Below are 19,408 nucleotides of genomic sequence, written 5' to 3' on the forward strand. Positions count from 1 at the left end.
TGCGGCGGCTGCACGCGGAGAAGCCTCGCTCGCGGCCTCCGGTCGCTCCTTCGTCGCTCCCGGCGGACCGCTTGCTCGCGTTCCCCGCGGTAGCAGCCGTGTGCTCGGTGCTCGCCGGGCCGAGCGCGGCGGTGCTTCGCTGGCACGCTGTTGGGCGAGGTCGTCACTTCCGCCTCAGCGGCACCAGCGGGCGGCGACTTCGGGTGCGTGACGCCCCTCAGCAGCCGGCCGCGCTCCGCCGGCGCTTCAACGCGGCGCCGGAGCGCACCTGCTCCCCACGCTCCAGGTCGAAGCCGCGCATCCAGTCCATGATCGCGTAGGTGTGGTCCATCTCCCGCTGACCGCGGCCCACCATCGAGATCCGCAGGGTCAGCGGGACACCCGGCACCGCGGCGCGGCTGTTTACGGTGCCGACCACCGTGCCGTCGATGAACCAGGAGATGTGGTCGGGGGCCACCTCGACGGAGTAGGCGCGCGGCATCCTCGAGACCACGATCCCGCCGCGGGAGCCCCGCCAGGCCCGCCGGCCCTCGGGGGTGGAGGCGCCGAAGCGCACCCGTGGCGTGTTCGGGGTCAGGTCGGCGATCACGATCGAGCGGGCGCCGCAGGCGCGCAACCGTGCCCGGGCGGGCACGAGCTCGGCCCGGATCCGGTAGTCGCCCCCGGGCTCGGCGCGCGGCGCGACCGCGGTCCAGGGCCTGATCCGGACCTCCCAGCGACCGTGGCTGCGTGCGTTCCCGGTGAGCTGCACCGCTGTGGTGCCGTGGTCGCCGGGTCCGGCGTTGCCCGGCCGCGGGTAGTCGGAGAAGCTGCTCTCCAGCTGCAGCCCGCCGTTCTGCTTGGCCGCGATGCCGGACCCGTCGGAGTACTCGAGCCAGCGGCCGCGGCGATCCGCGCCGCGGAACGGTCGGTCGGAGAGCGACTCGCCGTACTCCCAGGCGAAGTCCCACAGCGCCGGACTCCAGCCGTGCTTGGCCGCCGCGGTGGTGCCGGCGCTGCTGTACCACGGGTCGGTACGCCGGAGGCGGCTCGTCGCGCCCGCCGGAGCCGGTGCGTCCACCGTCGGGGCGTCGGCGCGCACGGAGCGGCGGGCCGCGGCGGGCAGGGCATCGACGGCGACCGGGAACGAGGGGAACCAGCCGATCTCGCTGCCGCCCTCCGACCAGTCGGCCAGGCGGGCCCGGTAGGTCTTGTCCCGGCGGGGCGCGTCCAGCCGGAAGCGCGCCACCCCGCCCGAGCCGACCCGGGCGCTGGCCACGGTCCGCCACCGGGTGGTCCAGCGGGTGCTGCGACCGCGCACCTGCAGGTCGACGCCGCGGCCGTCCAGCACCGGCTCGCCGTCGGGGGAGGTGTCGACGGTGACCTGCATGGGCCTGCCGGCCAGCACGGGGTAGCCGGCGTGCTCCACGTAGCCGTCGGTGTCCAGCTGCTCGCCGACGGTCCGCACCGTGACGTGCGCGGCCTGGTCGCGGGCGTGCAGGGTGACCGGCGGGGTGACCGAGCCGTCGGCGGCGACCCGGAGCCGGATGCCGTTCATGCTGCGCGCCGGGAAGCGGAACCGGAAGGAGCCGTCGGCGGCAGTACGGCGCTCGGAGTCCTCGACCGGGGTCCAGGAGTCGCCGGGCAGACCCATGTGGAACTCCAGCCAGATCCGGGTCGCCTCGGCCTTCCCGATGCTGCCGCTGAAGACCAGCCCCTGCCCGCCGTAGTAGTTGCGGGCCGAGATCGACAGCGACGCGGCGCCGGCTGCCGACGAGCTCGGCGCGGTGACGGCGCAGGTCACCGCCAGGGCGGAGGCGACCAGCAGGGTCAGGGTGGCCAGCAGGGACCGCCGGGCGCGGGGCCGGCGCGGGAGCACGCGAGTCACGCCGGTCCATTCGGCAGGGCGGTGGCCCGCCGTAGCCCTCGGCGGCCGGCGGGGGCGTCCGGGACCAGGGCTCGGGGGTCAGGGGTCAGGGGTCAGCAGGCGTACGGGTTGGTGCCGCGTTCGAGCCGCGCGCCGTCACGCACCCGGGACCCGTGCCGCAGGGTGAAGCCCCGCACCCAGTCGACGTGGGCGTAGGTGTGCTGCATCTCCGCGTCGCCGGCGCCGACGAGCGAGAGTCGCAGGGTCAGCGGGACTCCCGGCACGGCCTCGCGGGCGCGCACGGTGCCGACCACCCGACCGTCGACGAGCCAGGAGAGGTGGCGTCGGGTCACCTCGACGGCGTACGCGCGCGCCACCCGCTCGACCGGCATGCCGTCGGCGGCCCCCGTCCAGGACCGGTCGCCGTCGGGGGTGTAGGCGCCGAAGCGCACCTCGGGCTCGTTCGGGGTCAGGTCCGCGATCACGATGGAGCGGGCGCCGCAGGCGCGCTCGGCGCTGTCGGCGGGGACCAGCTCCGCGCGGACCCGGTAGTCGCGCCCGGGCTCGGCGTCGTCGGCGTTCCACGGGCGCAGGCGCAGCTCCCAGCGGCCGTAGGTGCGGGCATTGCCGAGCAGGGTGGCGGCGGTGGTCCCGTGGTCCCCGGGGCCGGCGTTGCTCCGGCGCGGCCAGTCGGTGAACTTGCTGGTCAGCATCAGCCCGCCGTTGTGGCCGGCGACGCGGCCCGCCCCGGTGGAGTACTCGACCCACGAGCCCTGCCGCCGGGACCCGCCGATCGGAGGGTGGGTCAGCGACTCGCCGTACTCGTAGTTGAAGTCGAACAGCGAGCGGCCCCAGCGGTTCGTGGCGGAGGCCGTCGGGCCGACGGTGGTGGCGCGGGCGGCCCCTCCGACGGTGGCGGCGGTGCGGGAGCGCTCGACGGACGCCGCCCGGAGCACCGTGGCGCGCGCGGAGTCGGCGGGGAGCAGGTCGATCTCGACCGGGTACGACGGGAACCAGCCGATCTCGCTGCCGGCCCGGGTCCAGTCCTCGAGCCGGGCGCGGTAGGTCACCTGGGCGCGGTCGTCGGGCGCGTCGAGGTGGAAGAACGCCCGTCCGCCGGGTCGGACGCGTGCGGTGGCGACCGACGTCCAGGTGGTGCGCCAGTCGCCGTTCGCCGCGCGACGCTGCAGCGTGACGCGGCGGCCACGGAGGACCGGCTCGCCGCGGGGTGACGTGTCGACCCGCACGGTCATCGGCTGCCCGGCCCGCGCGGGGTAGCTGACGTGCCGCACGTACCCCGTGGTGTCGAGCTCCTCGTCGGTCGTCACCGAGACCCAGGCGGCCTGCTCGTCCGCGTGCAGGAGGACCGGCGTGGTCACCGCCTGCTGGGAGGCGACGCGCACCGAGATGCCTTTCATCGCGCGGGCGGGAAAGGTGAGGTCGAAGGTGCCGTCGGCCTGGGTGGTGCCCTCCGAGCCGCCGATCCGGGTCCACCGGTCACCGACGCGGCCCATGTGGTGCTCGAGCCAGATCCTGGTGGTGCCGGCGACGCCGAGGTCGCCGACGAACCCGAGGGCCTGCCCGCCGTAGTAGCGCTCCAGTGAGAGGTCCAACGACCCCGAGACGCGGGTCGCCGCGCCGGCCGAGGAGCCGGCCGGCGGCACGGGTCCGGTGACCGGCGTGGCCACGGCGAGAGCCGTCACCGCGGCCAGGGCGGGCGCCGTCCAGGTCAGCCGCGAGCGCCGCCGCGGGCGCGGTCGCGCCCCCCGACCGGTCTGCTCGCGGGTGGTCCCCATGCCATCCCGTTCGGCAGGCGGAGCCGTTTTCGAAGGAGACGACCCGCTCGGGCAGTCGCCGTGCGGTGGCTCCGGCACCGCCGAGCCGCTCCCCGGAACGGCCCGGCGGATCGTGCCCCGGACGGTCGCCGACGTTGGCTGCGTCACGACGTGGGCGGCGGGTTCGTTGGCTGCTACCGCGGCGCCGTACGCTTGGAACGCCATGAACGACGACCCGACGGTCTACCTCGACCACGCTGCGACGACGCCGATGGTGGACGCGGCGGTGGAGGCGGTCACCGAGCACCTGCGCGACGTGGCGAACGCCAGCTCGCTGCACGCCTCGGGACGGCGGGGTCGGCGGATCGTCGAGGAGTCCCGGGAGCGGATCGCGCAGGCGCTGGGCTGCCGGCCGAGCGAGGTGGTCTTCACCTCCGGCGGCACGGAGGCCGACAACCTGGCGGTCAAGGGCCTGTACTGGGCGCGCCGAGCGGAGCACCCCGAGCGGCGACGGGTGCTCGCGACCGCGGTCGAGCACCACGCCGTGCTCGACCCGCTGGCGTGGCTCGCGGAGCATCAGGACGCCGTCGTCGAGCTGCTCGAGGTCGACGAGCGGGGTCGGCTCGACCCCGCCACGCTGCGCGCCGCGATCGAGGCCGACCCGGCGTCGGTGGCGCTGGTCAGCGTGATGTGGGCCAACAACGAGGTCGGCACCGTGCAGCCGGTCGCCGAGCTGGTGGCCGTGGCCGCCGAGCACGGCATCCCGGTGCACTCCGACGCCGTCCAGGCGCTCGGCGCGGTCCCGCTGGACTTCGCCGCCTCGGGTGCGGACGCGCTCACGATCTCCGGGCACAAGGTGGGCGGACCGCACGGCGTCGGCGCGCTGGTGGTCCGTCGCGAGCTGACCCTGACCCCGCTGCTGCACGGTGGCGGGCAGGAGCGCGACGTCCGCAGCGGCACCGTGGACGTCCCCTCGATCGCGGGGATGGCCGCGGCGGTCGAGCTCGCGGTCAAGCACCAGGCCGACCACGCGGTCCGGGTCGCCGCGCTGCGCGACCGGCTAGTCGATGCGGTACGCCGTGCGGTGCCCGACGTGGTGCTCAACGGCGCCGATCCCGACCCCGGCGACCGGCTGCCCGGCAACGCCCACTTCTCCTTCCCCGGCTGCGAGGGCGACTCGCTGCTCATGCTGCTCGACGCCCGCGGGATCGAGTGCTCGACCGGGTCCGCCTGCTCGGCCGGCGTCCCGCAGCCCAGCCACGTGCTGCTGGCGATGGGCCGCGACCCCGAGGTGGCGCGCAGCTCGCTGCGCTTCAGCCTCGGCTGGACCAGCACCGAGGCGGACGTCGATGCGCTCGGCGCCGCGATCGCGCCCTGCGTGGAGCGGGCCCGCGCGGCCCGCCTGTGAGGACGTCGATGAGGACGTCGATGAGGTCAGCCCGATGAAGGTCGTCGCCGCCATGTCCGGCGGGGTCGACTCCGCCGTCGCCGCGGCCCGTGCCCACGAGGCCGGTCACGAGGTCACCGGCATCCACCTCGCGCTCTCGCGCAACCCGAAGTCGTACCGCACCGGCGCACGCGGTTGCTGCACCATCGAGGACGCCAACGACGCCCGCCGCGCCGCCGACGTGATCGGCATCCCGTTCTACGTCTGGGACCTCTCCGAGCGGTTCCACACCGACGTGGTCGAGGACTTCATGGACACCTACGCGGCCGGGCAGACGCCCAACCCGTGCCTGCGCTGCAACGAGAAGATCAAGTTCGCCGCCGTCCTGGACCGCGCCCTCGCGCTCGGCTTCGACGCGGTCGCCACCGGCCACTACGCGCGCCTCGTGGACGGCCCGGCCGGTCTGGAGATGCACCGCGGCGTCGACCACGGCAAGGACCAGTCCTACGTGCTCGGCGTGCTCGACGAGCGCCAGCTGCGCCACTCGCTCTTCCCGCTGGGCGACACCCCCAAGTCCGAGGTGCGCCGCGAGGCGGCCGAGCGCGGGCTGCTCGTGGCCGACAAGCCCGACAGCCACGACATCTGCTTCGTCGCCGACGGCGACAACGCGGGCTGGCTGCGCGAGAAGCTGGGGGAGCGGTACGACGGCGCGCCGTTCCTCGCGCCGGGCGAGATCATCGACGAGGCGACGGGCACGGTGCTCGGCGAGCACCAGGGCACGTTCGGCTACACGATCGGGCAGCGCAAGGGCCTGCGGCTGGGGCGGCCCGCCCCGGACGGCAAGCCGCGCTACGTGCTCGACATCGAGCCGGTCTCCAACACCGTCACCGTGGGGCCGCGTGAGCGCCTCGCGGTGACCGCGATCCACGCCGAGGCGCCGCGGTGGTGCGGCGCCCCGCTGGCGGCCGGAGCGGAGCCGGTCGGCGTCACCGTCCAGCTACGCGCCCACGGCGACGAGCACCGGGCCACGGTCCGGGTCGCCGAGGACGGCGAGGCCGTGCGGATCGACCTGGTCGACCCCGCCTTCGGGATCGCACCCGGCCAGGCCGCGGTGATCTACGACGGCACCCGGGTGGTCGGCTCGGCCACGATCACCAGCACCGAGCGGGTCGCCGGATGACCTCGGAGGCCCAGCCCGCGCCGGTCGCGCGGGCCACCGGCATCGGCTCCTTCCCCGGGAGCACCCAGGGCGCGTTCGACGAGGCGCTGCGGGTGGTCCTCGGCGAGCTCGGCGCCGACCCGTCCGGGATCCCGTTCGTGCCCGAGGTGCCGGGTCGCGGCGCGCCGGCGGGGATGGTCGGACGGACGCTGGGCCTGTTCGCCGCCGCCGGCGTGTGGGACGCCGACCTGCAGCCCGAGGGCTGGCGGCTGACCGGCACCGACGGGGCTCCGCCGATCGACCAGCGCCGTGCCCGCAGCCTGCTCGGCCAGGACCTCGACTCCTGGGAGGAGCAGTCGGCCGGCTACGCCGGCGCGGTGAAGACGCAGGTCACCGGGGCCTGGACCCTCGCGGCCACCGTCGAGCGGCCGCGCGGCGACAAGATCCTGGCCGACCACGGCGCCCGCCGCGATCTGGCCCAGGCGCTCGCGGAGGCGGTCACCGGACACGTCGCGGACCTGCGCCGGCGCACCCCGGGCGCGGACCGCGTGATCGTCCAGATCGACGAGCCCGCGCTGCCGGCGGTGCTGGCCGGTCGGGTGCCGACGGCCTCGGGCTTCGGCAAGCACCGGGTGATCCACCCACCGGAGGCCGACCAGGCGCTGCGCTGGGTGATCGAGGCGGTCGCCGCGGCCGGCGCTGAGGCGTGGGTGCACTGCTGCGCGCCGGACGCCCCGCTGGCGCTGCTGCGCGGCGCGGGCGCGGACGGCCTGGCGGTCGACCTCGGGCAGGTCGGCGGCGAGGGCCACGACGCGCTGGCCCAGACGCTCGAGGACGGCGGCACGGTGGCGCTCGGCGTGGTCCCGTCGCTGGCCCCGAGCGGATCGCTCACCGACACCGCGGTGCTGGAGCGGCTGCTGCGCTGGTTCGACATGACCGGGCTGGACCCGGCCGACCACCTCGGTCAGCTGGTGCTGACCCCGGCCTGCGGGCTCGCCGGCGCCGACGCTGCCTGGGCGCGGCGCGCGCTGGTGCTGACGCTCGGCGCGGCGCGCGGGTTGGCCGAGGCCGCCCAGGAGTAGCGCCGCCCGGGTCCGGGCCCGCCGCGCGACGTCCGACCGGGAGGCACTCCCGTGCCCGCAACGCGACCGCGGCCGCCACCCCGGGTGGGGGTGGCGGCCGCGGCGCGGGCTCGTGTCGGGATCAGCCGACGTGCACGCCCTCGGGTCCGTCGGTGGCCAGCTCCTCGTGCTTGACGTTGAGGAAGGTCCAGACGATGGCCGAGGCGAACAGCATCATGATCGCCCCCACCAGGAACGCGTGGGTGGCGCCCTCGGTGAAGCTGCCCTGGAAGATCGCGAACTGGGCCACGGCGTCGGCCTTGTCCGCGGGGATCGCGCCGTTGGCCACGCCGGAGGCGATGCCGTCGGCGATCGGCTTGCTGATCTCCGCGGCACGGTCGTTGGTGAAGTGCAGCGCGACGGTGCTCAGCGTGGCCAGGCCGAGCGCGCCGCCGACCTGCTGCATGGTGTTGAGCACGCCCGACCCGATACCGGAGTCCTCCCGGCGCAGGTGGTGCACCGCGGTCAGCGTGAGCGGGACGAAGGTCAGGCCCATGCCGATCGCCATCGTGACCACGTACGGGAAGATGTGCGCCCAGTAGTTCAGGTCGGCGCCGACGGACTGGCCCTGGCCGACCGCGGCCAGGGCGGACTGGACCGAGTCGTCGACGGTGACCCGCGAGAACATGAACAGCGAGAACGACGCGATCAGCGTGCCGGTGCCGGCCAGGAAGCGCGGGTCGACCCGGTTGACCAGGTTCGAGGACGCGCCGGCGCCGATCACCATGCCGAAGGCGAACGGCAGGAACGCGAAGCCCGCGTGCAGCGGCTTGTAGCCGACGATCTGCTGCATGAACAGGCTCAGGTAGAAGAACATCGCGAACATCGCCGCGGGAGCCACCATCATCGCGATGAAGCTGGTGGCGCGGGTGCGGTTGCGCAGCACCCGGATCGGCAGCAGCGGGTGGTCGGCGCGGGCCTCGATGGCAGCGAAGACGACGAGCAGCGCGACGCCGGCGACCAGCGCGGTCACGGTCTGCGGATCGCCCCAGCCGTAGGCCTCCTCGCCGGCGCGGGAGAGGCCGAAGACGATGGCGAGCAGGCCGAGGGTGCCGGTGATGGCGCCGGGGACGTCCATCTGGCCGTGGTGGGTCTCGGACTCGGCGAGCACCCGCGGGGCCAGGGCCGCAGCGACCAGGCCGATCGGGACGTTGATCAGGAACGTGAGTCGCCAGCCCTCGACGCTGATGCCGAAGACCGAGTCCATGCCGGTCAGCCAGCCACCCAGGATCAGGCCGACCGCCGCGCCGACGCCGGACATCATCGCGTAGACGGCGAACGCCCGGTTGCGGGCCGGTCCGGCCGGGAAGGTGGTGGTGATCAGGGCCAGCGCCGACGGAGCGGCGAGCGCGGCGCCGAGGCCCTGGAGGGCGCGGGAGCCGAGCAGCATGAACTCGCCGCTCGCCAGGCCGCCGAGCAGCGAGGCGACGGCGAAGACGATCAGTCCGATCATGAAGATCCGGCGGCGGCCGTACAGGTCGCCGAGGCGTCCGCCGAGCAGCAGCAGGCCGCCGAAGGCGAGGGCGTAGCCGGTCACGATCCAGGTCAGGTTGGCCTGGGAGATGCCCAGGTCCAGCCCGATGTAGGGCAGCGCGATGTTGGTGATCGTGCCGTCGAGCACGACCATCAGCTGGGCGACGCAGATCAGGACGAGGGCCCAGCCGAGGTGTGCGTGGCCCTGGTCCTCGTCCGGTGCCGCGGGTGGGTACGCGGGCTTGTCGATGTCGGTCATCGGATTCCTTCGGGTTCGGGAGTGGGGGAGCCGCTGTGGTGGACGGCGGGGAGGATCACCTGGTCGATCACGCGGGTGATCAGCGCTTCTGTCGGCTCGTCGCCGAGGAGGAAGAGGCGGTGGAGGATGATCGCCGGCAGGGCCGGCACGAGGACGTCGAGGTCGAGGTCCTCGGGGATCTCGCCGCGCTGCTGCGCGCGGACGAAGACCTGGCGGTTGTGCTCGGCCTTGGGCCCGATGAAGTCGCGGCGGAAGATCTCCGCGAACTCCCGGTCGCGGCTGACCGCCGTGATCAGGCTGCCGAGGATGGCGACCTGGGTGCCGTCGGTGAGACCGCCCATGCCGCAGGTGAGGGCGAGCAGGTCGCCGCGCAGGCTCCCGGTGTCGGGCAGGTCGTGCCGCTCCTTCTGGGAGAGGATCGCGTCGAGCACCAGCGCCGGCTTCCCGTTCCAGCGCCGGTAGAGCGTCGCCTTCGACGCCTTGGCGCGGGCCGCGACCGCGTCCATCGTCAGCAGGTCGTAGCCGACCTCGGCGAGGATCTGGACGGCCGCGTCGAGGATCTCGAGCTCGCGCTCGCCCTCGACACGGGGCCGGCTCGGCTGATCCGGGCCGTCCTTGGTCACGGGGGACATGGGGACCTCCTCGGTCGTCTGGGCGCGGGACTCCGCTCACCGCCGCGGTGGTGAGCGGGATGAAACGGTACGGTTTCGTTCTGAGTAGATAGTACGGAACTGTTTCGTCTTGGCAAATGCATTTCCCCTGCGCTCTGTTCCCGCGACGGGACAACGCTGGCGGTGACCACCGACATCCGGTGGCGCCCTGTCTAGACCGCCGCCCACCTGTCCGGGCCGTCGGTGGTGGGCGGCAAGATGGCCCCATGACCGCACTCGAGCCCTCCGTCGTACCGGCGTCGGCCCGCGACGAGCACGCGACGCTCGTCGAGGTCGTCGAGGAGGCGCGCTGGCGCTACTACGTGCTCGACGATCCGACCCTCTCCGACGCCGACTTCGACGCCACGATGCGCCGCCTGGAGGAGCTGGAGGAGGAGTACGCCGAGCTGCGCACCCCCGACTCGCCGACCCAGAAGGTCGGCGGCGCGGTCTCCACCGAGTTCACCGCCGTCGACCACCTGCGACGGATGGAGAGCCTGGACAACGCCTTCTCGGCCGAGGACCTCGCGGCCTGGTACGCGCGGCTGGCCCGCGACGGCGTCGCCGACCCGGCGCTGTTGTGCGAGCTCAAGGTCGACGGGCTGGCGATCAACATCCTCTACGAGAACGGCCGCCTGGTCCGTGCCCTGACCCGCGGCGACGGCACCACCGGCGAGGACGTCACGCCCAACGTGAAGACCATCGCCTCGGTGCCGCACCGGCTGACCGGCACCGACGAGTTCCCGGTGCCCGCCCTGGTCGAGGTCCGCGGCGAGGTCTTCCTCCCGGTCGAGGCCTTCGAGCGGCTCAACGTGACGATGACCGAGGCCGGCAAGCCACCGTTCGCCAACCCGCGCAACGCCGCCGCCGGCTCGCTGCGCCAGAAGGACCCGCGGGTCACCGCCACCCGCGAGCTCGGCATGGTCTGCCACGGGATCGGCGCCCGCGAGGGCTTCGAGCCGGCGGCGCAGTCCGAGGCCTACCGGGCGCTGGCTGCCTGGGGCCTGCCGACCTCCCCGCGGGTGGCGGTGGTGGCCACGCTGGCCGAGGTCGAGGCCTACATCGCCCGGTACGGCGAGCAGCGGCACTCCGTCGAGCACGAGATCGACGGCGTGGTGGTCAAGGTCGACGACGTCGCCCTCCAGGGCCGCCTCGGGTCCACCTCCCGGGCGCCGCGCTGGGCGATCGCTTTCAAGTACCCGCCCGAGGAGGTCAACACCGAGCTGCTGGCCATCGAGGTCAACACCGGCCGCACCGGCCGGGTGACGCCGTTCGGTCGGATGCGTCCGGTGAAGGTCGCCGGCTCCACCGTCGAGATGGCCACGCTTCACAACGGCCACGAGGTCAAGCGCAAGGACGTGCGCCCCGGCGACACCGTGGTGCTGCGCAAGGCGGGGGACGTGATCCCCGAGATCGTCGGGCCGGTGCTGGCGCTGCGCCCCGAGGGGCTGCCGGAGTGGGTGATGCCGACCGAGTGCCCCTCCTGCGGGACCACCCTGGTGGAGCAGAAGGAGGGCGACAAGGACCTGCGCTGCCCCAACCACCGGCAGTGCCCGGCCCAGGTCCGCGAGCGGGTCCACCACGTCTCCGGGCGTGGGGCCTTCGACATCGAGGGGCTCGGCTACGAGGCGGCCGTCGCCCTGCTGGACTCCGGCGCGATCGTGGACGAGGGCGACGTCTTCGACCTGACCGCGGACAAGCTGCGGGCCACCGAGCTGTTCACCCGCGACCCCAAGAAGGGCGAGGAGGGACGTCAGCTCTCGGCCAACGGCGAGAAGCTGCTGGCCAACCTGGCGCTGCGCAAGCAGGTGCCCCTGTGGCGGGTCCTGGTGGCGCTCTCGATCCGTCATGTCGGCCCGACCGCGGCGCGCGCGCTGGCGACCGAGTTCGGCTCCATGGACGCGATCCGCGCTGCCTCCCTGGACGAGCTCGCGGCGGCGGAGGGCGTCGGCCCGACCATCGCCGAGGCGGTCGTGGAGTGGTTCGCGGTCGATTGGCACGTGGCGATCGTGGACAAGTGGGCCGCCGCCGGCGTGGCGATGGCCGACGAGCGCGACGAGTCGGTGCCGCGGACCCTGGAGGGGCTGACCGTGGTGGTCACCGGCACGCTGGACGGGTTCACGCGTGACTCGGCCAAGGAGGCCATCCTGTCCCGCGGCGGCAAGGCGGCGGGCTCGGTGTCGAAGAAGACCGACTACGTGGTGGTCGGGGAGAACGCCGGCTCGAAGGCCGACAAGGCCGAGCAGCTCGGCGTACCGGTGCTCGACCGCGACGGGTTCGTCCGGCTGCTGGAGAACGGCCCGGAGCCGACCGAGGCGGAGTGAGCCGCCCGGGCCGACAGGGGCCCCGGACGCGACACCGCCCCCGCACCGGTCTCGGTGCGGGGGCGGTGTCGCTGGTCGCTGCGGCTGGGTCAGCCCGCGGTGCGGATCAGCTTCTTGTTGACGAACTCCTCGATGCCGAAGCGGCCCAGCTCGCGGCCGAAGCCGGAGCGCTTCACGCCGCCGAACGGCAGCTCGGCCGCGTCCATGCCGACGCCGTTGACGTAGACCATGCCGGCCTCGATCTGGTCGGCCACCCGCTGCGCCTGCTCGGCGTCGTCGGAGAAGACGTAGGAGCCCAGGCCGTAGGGGGTGTCGTTGGCGATCCGGACGGCGTCGGCCTCGTCGGCGGCGCGGAAGACCATCGCCACCGGGCCGAACAGCTCCTGGTGGTAGACCGGGTTCTCCGGGGTGACGTCGGTCAGCAGCGCACTCGGGAAGAAGGCGCCCTGCGGCTCGCCGGCCTTGGTCAGCGTGGCGCCGCCGGCGACGGCCTCGTCGACCTGGCGGGCCAGGTTCTTCGCCGCGGCCTCCGAGGAGAGCGGGGTGGCCGGCGTGGCGGCGATCAGCGCGTCGGTGAACTTCGAGACGAAGTCGTCGTAGAACTCGTCGACGATGACGAACCGCTTGCCGGCGTTGCAGACCTGGCCGGTGTTGTCGGTCCGGGCGAAGACGGCGGCCTCCACGACGGCGTCGAGGTCCTTCGAGCCGAGCACCAGGAACGGGTCGGAACCGCCGAGCTCCAGCACGACCTTCTTCAGGTGGCGACCGGCGATCTCGGCGACCGCGGCGCCGGCGCGCTCGGAGCCGGTCAGCGAGACGCCCTGGACGCGCGGGTCGGCGATGATCGTCTCGACCTGCTCGATGGTCGCGTAGACGTTGACGTAGGCGCCCTCGGGGAAGCCGGCGTCGCGGAAGATCTGCTCCAGCAGCTCCGCCGAGCGCGGGCACTGCGGGGCGTGCTTGAGCAGGACCGTGTTGCCGGTGGCCAGGTTGGGGGCCGCGAAGCGGGCCACCTGGTAGGCCGGGAAGTTCCACGGCATGATGCCGAGCAGCACGCCGACGGGCGCCTTGCGGACCACCGCGGTGCCCTCGCCCTCGGGCATCGGGATCTGCTCGTCGGCGAGGAACGCCTCGGCGTTGTCGGCGTAGTAGTCGAAGATCGAGGCGGAGAAGTCGACCTCGCCCTCGGCGTCGGCCAGCGGCTTGCCCATCTCCTCGACCATCGCCGCGGCCAGCTCGGCGCTGCGCTCGCGGTGGAGCTCGGCGACCCGGCGCAGACCGGCGGCGCGCTCGGCGACCGTGGTGGTCCGGCCCCAGGAGGTGTACGCCGTGGCGGCGGAGTCGATCGCCGCGGCGATCTCGGCGTCGGTGGCGCTGCGGTAGGTCTGGCCCAGCACGCCGGTGGCAGGGTTCAGCACGGCGAAGTCAGTCATTCGATTCCTCCTGGTGTGGTTCGTTGCGGGGTGTGGTGCGTCGACTCAGCGGCCAGCCAGGCCGTCGTTGTCACCGGCCAGCTTCTGCGTCACCCAGATCGGGATCAGGGACACCAGGATGAGCACGGTCGCCACGACGTTGACGACCGGCCCCTGGTTGGGCCGGAAGAGGTTGTTCAGGATCCAGATGGGGAGCGTCTGCTGCTGGGCGCCGGCGGTGAAGGTGGTCACGATGATCTCGTCGAAGGAGAGCGCGAAGGCGAGCACGCCGCCGGCGATCAGCGCCGAGCGCATCATCGGGAAGGTCACCAGCCGGAACGTGGTCAGCGCGGACGCGCCGAGGTCGGCGGACGCCTCCTCGAGGTTGAGGCCCATCCGACGCAGCCGCGCGATGACGTTGTTGAACACCGTCACCACGCAGAACGTCGCGTGCGCCACGACGATGGTCACGAACCCCAGCTCCCATCCGAACATCGTGCGGAACGCGTTGTTCAGCGCGATGCCGGTGACGATACCCGGGAGGGCGATGGGCAGGATGATCAGCAGTGAGACGGTCTCGCGACCGAAGAAGCGGTAGCGCTGGAGCGCCAGGGCCGCCATGGTGCCCAGCACCAGCGAGATGGCGGTCGAGGCGAGCGCGACCTCCACGCTGACCAGCAGCGCGTCGCGGACGCCCTCGCTGTTCGCGGCGCGCTGCCACCACTCCAGGGTGAACTCCTGCGGCGGCCACGCGAAGCTCATGCTGGCGTTGAACGAGTTGAGCACGACCAGCGCCAGCGGGACGTAGATCACGACCAGGACGAGCGCGGTCACGATCCGCAGGACGTTCTTGAAGGCGGGGGAGACGATCATGGGACGTTCCTCGGGTGGTCAGACGTTCTCGAGCGCGCCGGCACGGCGGGCGAGAGCCAGGTAGGCGAGCATGATCAGGACCGGGATCACCGCGACGGCCGCGGCGAAGGGCAGGTTGTTGGCGGCGCCCACGTTGTCGTAGACGACGTTGCCGAGCATCTGGTTCGCGCCGCCGACGATCTTGACGGTGATGTAGTCGCCCAGGCTGAGCGAGAAGGTGAAGATCGAGCCCGCGATGATCGCCGGGAACGCCGTCGGGATGATCACTCGCCGCAGCGTGGTCGCCGTCGAGGCGCCGAGGTCGACCGAGGCCTCGAGCAGCGAGTTCGGCAGCCGCTCCAGGCCGGCGTAGATCGGCAGGATCATGTACGGCAGCCACAGGTAGGAGAGCGTCACGACGGTGGCGGCCAGGCCGTACCCCGGGGTGCCCAGGCCGAACAGGCCGGCGGTGGAGTCGACGAGGCCGTCGGAGGAGAACATGATCCGCCAGGCGTAGGCCTTGACCAGGTAGCTGGCCCACAGCGGGGTGAGCACGGCCACCACCATCAGGCGGCGCACGCGCGGGCTGGCCACCTTCGCCATGTAGAGGGCGATCGGGAGCGCGAGCAGCACGTCGATGACCGTCACCAGGGCGGCGATGCCGATGGTGCGCAGGGTGATCGTCCGGTAGACCTCGGACTCGATCAGGTAGCGGAAGTTGTCGAGGGTCCAGACCCGGACGATCTCGGCCGTGAAGGGATCCTGCCCCCACAGCGAGGTGATGAAGAGCGCGACCAGCGAGCCCAGGTAGAAGACCCCGAGCCACGCGAGGATCGGTGCGAGCAGGCCGACCAGGCGCAGCCGCGGATGACGATGGAGCGCGGCGGAGAGCCGGTGGCGGTTCCGGCGCGGTGCGGCCGGGGCCGGAGCGGGCAGGGTGCTCGCCTCGGGGGTGCTGGTGGTGCTCATCTGTGGTGTGCCGGCCGGGCCGCGTGGCGGCCCGGCCGGCGTCTCCTCTCGGAACGGGTGGGTGTCAGCCCTTGATCTCGGTCCAGGCCTGGGTCCACTGGCCGTAGTCGGTGCACTTCACGTCGGTGCGACCGTCGATGCAGTCGGCCACCGGCGTGGTCCAGTACCAGATCTTCGAGGCGTACTCGGCGTCGCCGGCGTGGTAGGTCTCGCAGTGCTTGGCGTCGGCGGTGAGCTCGCAGGCCTTCGGGTTGGCCGGGGACTCACCGAACCACTCGGCGACGGCGGCGTTCGCCTCCGGCGAGATGATGTGGTTCATCCACTGGTAGGCACAGGTCTTGTGCTCGGACTCGGTCGCGACCATCCAGGTGTCGGACCAGCCGGTGGCGCCCTCCTCGGGGAGCACCGAGTCGACCGGGGTGCCCTCGGACTGCGCCAGGTTGGCGATCACCTGCCAGGTGGTGCCGACGACGCTGTCGCCGGTCTTGAACGCCTGGACCTCCTTGAGGTAGTCCGACCAGTACTCGCCGACCTGCTCGCGCTGGGTCTTGAGCAGGTCGACCGCGGCCTGCAGCTGCTCCTCATCCAGGGCGTAGGGGTTCTCGATGCCGAGGTCGGGCTGGGTCGCCATCAGGTACATCGCGGCGTCGGCGATGTAGATCGGGCTGTCGTAGGCGGTGATCTTGCCGGCGTACGGCGAGTCCTCCTCGAAGACCGCGCTCCAGCTGGTCGGAGCCGGCTTCACCTCGTCCGTGCGGTACATCAGCACGTTGGCGCCGTAGCCGTGCGGAACCCCGTACATCTGGCCGTCGACGGAGTTCCAGTCGCGGTCCTTGAGGAAGTCGTACACGTCGGCGTAGTTCGGGATCAGGTCGGTGTTGACCGGCTCCACGTCGCCCGAGGCGATCAGGCGCAGCGAGGCGTCGCCCGAGGCGGAGACCAGGTCGTAGCCGCCGGCCTTCAGCAGGTTGACGGCCTCGTCGGAGGTGCCGAAGGTCTTCACGTTGACCTCGCAGCCGGTCTCCTTCTCGAAGCCGGTGACCCAGTCGACGGCAGGGTCGGTCGAGCCGTCCTCGACGTAGCCGGCCCAGGCGAGGATGTTGACCTCGCCCTCGCCCTCACCGAGCTCGGCCAGGGCGGGGAGGTCGGGGGCGGTGAAGCCGCTCGCCTCGACACCCTTGGTGTCGTCGCCGGAGGACGTGCCGCAGGCCGCGGTGAGGGTCAGCGCGGCGCAGGCCGCGGCGACCCGGGCCCAACGGTGGGTGATCATGGTGACTCCTTGCTTGTGGTGGGTCGGGGAGGTCAGGCGGAAGGACTGCTCTCCGTGGGTGGTGCGACGGCGACGCAGTCGGCGCGACGCCAGGTCAGAACGACACGGTCACCGCGGTGGGTGGCCGGTCGGTCCGAGGTGCCGAGCGCGTTCTGCTCGAGCACGATCAGCGAGCCACCTGCGTCGAGGTCGACGATGGTCTGGGTGGCTGACCCGAGATAGATCACTTCGCGGACGACGCCGCCGGCGGCGACCTCCTCCGCGTCGTGGGGCGTGGGGGAGGCGGCGGCCGCGGCGGACCGGTGCAGCCGGATCCGCTCGGGGCGCAGGTTGTAGGTGCCCCCGTGGCCGAGGAGGGCCACCGTCTGCTCGTCCTCGAGCAGGTTCGAGGTGCCGACGAAGCCGGCGACGAAGGCGGTCGCGGGGCGCTCGTAGAGCTCCTCGGGGGTCGCGATCTGCTGGATCCGCCCCTCGTTGAAGATCGCGATCCGGTCGCTGAGGGTCAGCGCCTCCTCCTGGTCGTGCGTGACGAAGATGAAGGTGATGCCGACCTCGCGCTGGATCTCCTTGAGCTCGACCTGCATCTCGCGGCGCAGCTTGAGGTCGAGTGCGCCGAGCGGCTCGTCGAGCAGCAGCACCCGCGGCCGGTTGACCAGCGCGCGGGCCAGCGCCACGCGCTGCCGCTGGCCGCCGGAGAGCTGCCCGGGCTTGCGGTCGGCGAGGTGATCGAGCCGGACCCGGGCGAGCGCCTCCAGCGCGCGCTCGCGGCGCTCGGCGCGGCGTACCTTCTTGACCCGCAGGCCGTACTCGACGTTCTCGCGGACGCTCATGTGCGGGAAGAGCGCGTAGTCCTGGAAGACGGTGTTGACGTCGCGGCCGAACGGCGCGGTCTTCGTGACGTCGACGCCGTCGAGGTGGATCGCGCCGGCGGTGGGCTGCTCGAAGCCCGCGATCATCCGCAGCACGGTGGTCTTGCCGGAGCCGGAGGGGCCGAGCATCGAGAAGAACTCGCCGGCGGGGATGTCGAGGTCGACGTGGTCGACGGCCACCGCGGAGCCGAACGTCTTGCGCAGGCCGCGCAGCGAGATACCGGCGCCGCCGGACGGCCCGTCCGGTGCCGTTCGGACGTCGGCGCGGGGCGCCGCGGCGAGCTCTGCGGGGGACGGGGTGACCATGTCGTGCTCCTTCCGCGCCGGTCCGTGGCCGGCACTGGAGCGTTAACCTATGGTTTCAAAGTTCTGCCTGCAATAGGCTTCTGCAGCGTTTACAGGAATGTGACGATTCCCGGGACCGGGTGGCTCTCGGCCGGTCGGCCCGGGGGCGGAACCCGGGGGCGCGGGGAGCCGCCGCCGGACCATGCCCGACGATGGGGTCGGGCACGACGAGCCGATCGGCGGAGGAGGTAGGGGTGGTCATCCCGTTCTACGGCCGGGCTGCGGCCGCGGTGTTCCGGCCGCTGGAGTCGATGAGCCGCTCCGAGATCGTCGTCCAGCGCCTGACCGACGCGATCGCGCTCGGCCTGCTCCCCGACGGCGAGCAGCTGCCCGGCGAGCTCGACCTGGCCGCGCTGTTCGGGGTGTCGACCGTGACCGTGCGCGAGGCGCTCTCCGTGCTGCGCTCGGCCGGCCTGATCGAGACCCGTCGCGGTCGCGGCGGCGGCAGCTTCGTGCGCGCACCCGAGGACGGCGCGGCCGAGCTCACCCGACGCCGCCTGGTGCGCCACTCGCTGGGTGAGCTGCGCGACCTCGGCGATGTCTACGCCGCGATCTCGGGCGCCAGCGCGGCACTGGCCGCCCGCCGGGCGAACGCGGAGGACACCGAGCGGCTGCGCCGGCTGGTCGCGGCCCTGCGCGACGCCGCCGACGCCGGCGCCCGGCGTCGGGCCGAGTCGCACCTGTTCGTCGAGGTCGCGGCGGCGACCCAGTCGACCCGGCTCTACCACGAGGAGGTTCGCCTGCAGGCCGAGTTCGCCACCCTGCTCTGGCTGGCCTCCGGCGACGACGCCAGCCATGTGCGGACCGTCGAGGCCTGCCACGAGATGGTCGAGGCGATCGACGCCCGCGACCGTGGCCGGGCCCGCGAGGCGGCCGAGGGCCGGGTGGCTGACGCCACCGCCCGCCTGATCGAGTACCGGATGACGGAGGACGCATGAACGGGACGGAGCCCGACGACGTCGGGCGCGCGGACGCGGCGGTCGACGCCGCGGTGGACGCCGCGGTGGACGCCGCGGTGGCGATGACCGAGATCGCGTTCACCCTGGTCGGGGGCATCGCGGAGTCGGTCGCGGCGCTGTGGCGCCAGGGCGACCGGGTGACCCGCGAGGACCTCGGCGTGGTCGCCACGATCGTCGACCCGGCCCTGACCGACCCCGACGGGCCGATCCAGGGCGCCGGGTACGTCGCCGGCGTCGACGTCCTCGCCGACACCCGGTGGTGGCTGGAGTGGTTCGCCCGCGACCCCGGCGGCCGGCCGCAGCGGCTGGTCACCCAGACCGACCCCGCCGGCATGGGCTTCTACGACTACGAGGTGCTGCCCTGGTACGTGGTGCCCCGCCAGACCGGCGAGCGCCACGTCACCGGGCCCTACGTCGACTACCTGTGCACCGAGGAGCACACCCTGACCTTCACCGCGCCGGTCCTCCTCGACGGCCGGTTCCTCGGCGTCGCCGGTGCCGACATCCCCGTGCCCCGAGCCGAGCGGATGCTGCTGCCGGCGCTGCGCCGGGCCGGCCAGCGGTTGGCCGTGGTCAACCGGGACGGGCGGGTGCTGGTCAGCAACAGCGGGCACCACCTGCCCGGCGACCTCGTCGACGAGGCGGCCGAGGGGGCCGCCGGCCTCCCGTGGCGGCGGCCGGTGCCCGGATCGCCGCTGGCCGTCGTACCGCTCCCCGGGCGGGGCTGAGCGCGCAGGC

15 protein-coding genes are annotated in these 19,408 nt (G+C 73.2%); 6 read left to right on the forward strand and 9 right to left on the reverse strand.

Going from position 1 to position 19,408, the window contains the following annotated elements; all coding sequences use genetic code 11:
- Positions 1–217 precede the first annotated feature (217 nt).
- Positions 218–1,867, reverse strand: coding sequence for a hypothetical protein (locus tag E8D34_RS06560; RefSeq protein ID WP_136593815.1), 1,650 nt, complete (start codon positions 1,865–1,867; stop codon positions 218–220).
- A gap of 92 nt (positions 1,868–1,959) precedes the next feature.
- On the reverse strand, positions 1,960–3,642 hold the full coding sequence (locus E8D34_RS06565; protein ID WP_136593816.1) for a hypothetical protein: 1,683 nt from the start codon (positions 3,640–3,642) through the stop codon (positions 1,960–1,962).
- A 202-nt stretch (positions 3,643–3,844) separates the two neighbouring features.
- On the opposite strand from E8D34_RS06565, the gene E8D34_RS06570 reads away from it, so the two are divergent.
- Genes E8D34_RS06570 through E8D34_RS06580 form a run of 3 tightly spaced genes read left to right on the forward strand, consistent with a single transcriptional unit; the run spans position 3,845 to position 7,249 of the window.
- Positions 3,845–5,029 carry a cysteine desulfurase family protein gene (locus tag E8D34_RS06570; protein WP_136593817.1) on the forward strand — a complete coding sequence of 395 codons (1,185 nt, stop codon included), beginning with the start codon at positions 3,845–3,847 and terminating at the stop codon, positions 5,027–5,029.
- A 34-nt stretch (positions 5,030–5,063) separates the two neighbouring features.
- Positions 5,064–6,188 (forward strand): tRNA 2-thiouridine(34) synthase MnmA, encoded by a 1,125-nt coding sequence (mnmA, locus tag E8D34_RS06575; protein ID WP_136593818.1) that lies wholly within the window; start codon positions 5,064–5,066, stop codon positions 6,186–6,188.
- The gene (locus E8D34_RS06580; protein ID WP_136593819.1) at positions 6,185–7,249 is read left to right on the forward strand and encodes a methionine synthase; all 1,065 of its coding nucleotides are present in this window, start codon (positions 6,185–6,187) and stop codon (positions 7,247–7,249) included. Before mnmA ends, E8D34_RS06580 begins: the two co-directional genes overlap by 4 nt.
- 121 nt (positions 7,250–7,370) lie before the next feature.
- Here E8D34_RS06580 and E8D34_RS06585 read toward each other — a convergent pair whose 3' ends face one another.
- Complete coding sequence (locus tag E8D34_RS06585) at positions 7,371–9,020, reverse strand: MFS transporter (protein ID WP_136593820.1); 1,650 nt, start codon at positions 9,018–9,020, stop codon at positions 7,371–7,373.
- A complete protein-coding gene (locus E8D34_RS06590; protein ID WP_136593821.1) occupies positions 9,017–9,652 on the reverse strand; it encodes a TetR/AcrR family transcriptional regulator in 636 nt (211 codons plus the stop codon). The genes E8D34_RS06585 and E8D34_RS06590 overlap by 4 nt, the downstream gene beginning before the upstream one ends.
- 245 nt (positions 9,653–9,897) lie before the next feature.
- Between E8D34_RS06590 and ligA the strand changes: the two genes are divergently transcribed.
- Positions 9,898–11,994: an NAD-dependent DNA ligase LigA gene (gene ligA, locus E8D34_RS06595; protein ID WP_136593822.1), complete on the forward strand. Its 2,097-nt coding sequence runs from the start codon at positions 9,898–9,900 to the stop codon at positions 11,992–11,994.
- An 89-nt stretch (positions 11,995–12,083) separates the two neighbouring features.
- Here ligA and E8D34_RS06600 read toward each other — a convergent pair whose 3' ends face one another.
- The 5 genes from E8D34_RS06600 to E8D34_RS06620 all read right to left on the reverse strand — a co-directional run bounded on the left by E8D34_RS06600 (position 12,084) and on the right by E8D34_RS06620 (position 17,672).
- On the reverse strand, positions 12,084–13,427 hold the full coding sequence (locus tag E8D34_RS06600) for an NAD-dependent succinate-semialdehyde dehydrogenase (protein WP_136593823.1): 1,344 nt from the start codon (positions 13,425–13,427) through the stop codon (positions 12,084–12,086).
- Between the two features lie 45 nt (positions 13,428–13,472).
- Entirely contained in the window at positions 13,473–14,279 is an 807-nt protein-coding gene (locus tag E8D34_RS06605) for an ABC transporter permease (protein ID WP_136593824.1), read from the reverse strand.
- Positions 14,280–14,297: 18 nt separating this feature from the next.
- Positions 14,298–15,227 (reverse strand): ABC transporter permease, encoded by a 930-nt coding sequence (locus E8D34_RS06610; RefSeq protein WP_136593825.1) that lies wholly within the window; start codon positions 15,225–15,227, stop codon positions 14,298–14,300.
- Between the two features lie 64 nt (positions 15,228–15,291).
- Positions 15,292–16,497 (reverse strand): ABC transporter substrate-binding protein, encoded by a 1,206-nt coding sequence (locus E8D34_RS06615; protein WP_136593826.1) that lies wholly within the window; start codon positions 16,495–16,497, stop codon positions 15,292–15,294.
- 32 nt (positions 16,498–16,529) lie between these two features.
- Entirely contained in the window at positions 16,530–17,672 is a 1,143-nt protein-coding gene (locus E8D34_RS06620; RefSeq protein ID WP_136593827.1) for an ABC transporter ATP-binding protein, read from the reverse strand.
- Between the two features lie 233 nt (positions 17,673–17,905).
- On the opposite strand from E8D34_RS06620, the gene E8D34_RS06625 reads away from it, so the two are divergent.
- Positions 17,906–18,649: a GntR family transcriptional regulator gene (locus tag E8D34_RS06625; RefSeq protein ID WP_206056586.1), complete on the forward strand. Its 744-nt coding sequence runs from the start codon at positions 17,906–17,908 to the stop codon at positions 18,647–18,649.
- Complete coding sequence (locus E8D34_RS06630; protein ID WP_136593829.1) at positions 18,646–19,398, forward strand: cache domain-containing protein; 753 nt, start codon at positions 18,646–18,648, stop codon at positions 19,396–19,398. The genes E8D34_RS06625 and E8D34_RS06630 overlap by 4 nt, the downstream gene beginning before the upstream one ends.
- Positions 19,399–19,408 lie beyond the last annotated feature (10 nt).

Origin of the sequence: Nocardioides sp. GY 10113, from assembly GCF_004919105.1 — a bacterium.
Lineage (GTDB): Bacteria > Actinomycetota > Actinomycetes > Propionibacteriales > Nocardioidaceae > Nocardioides.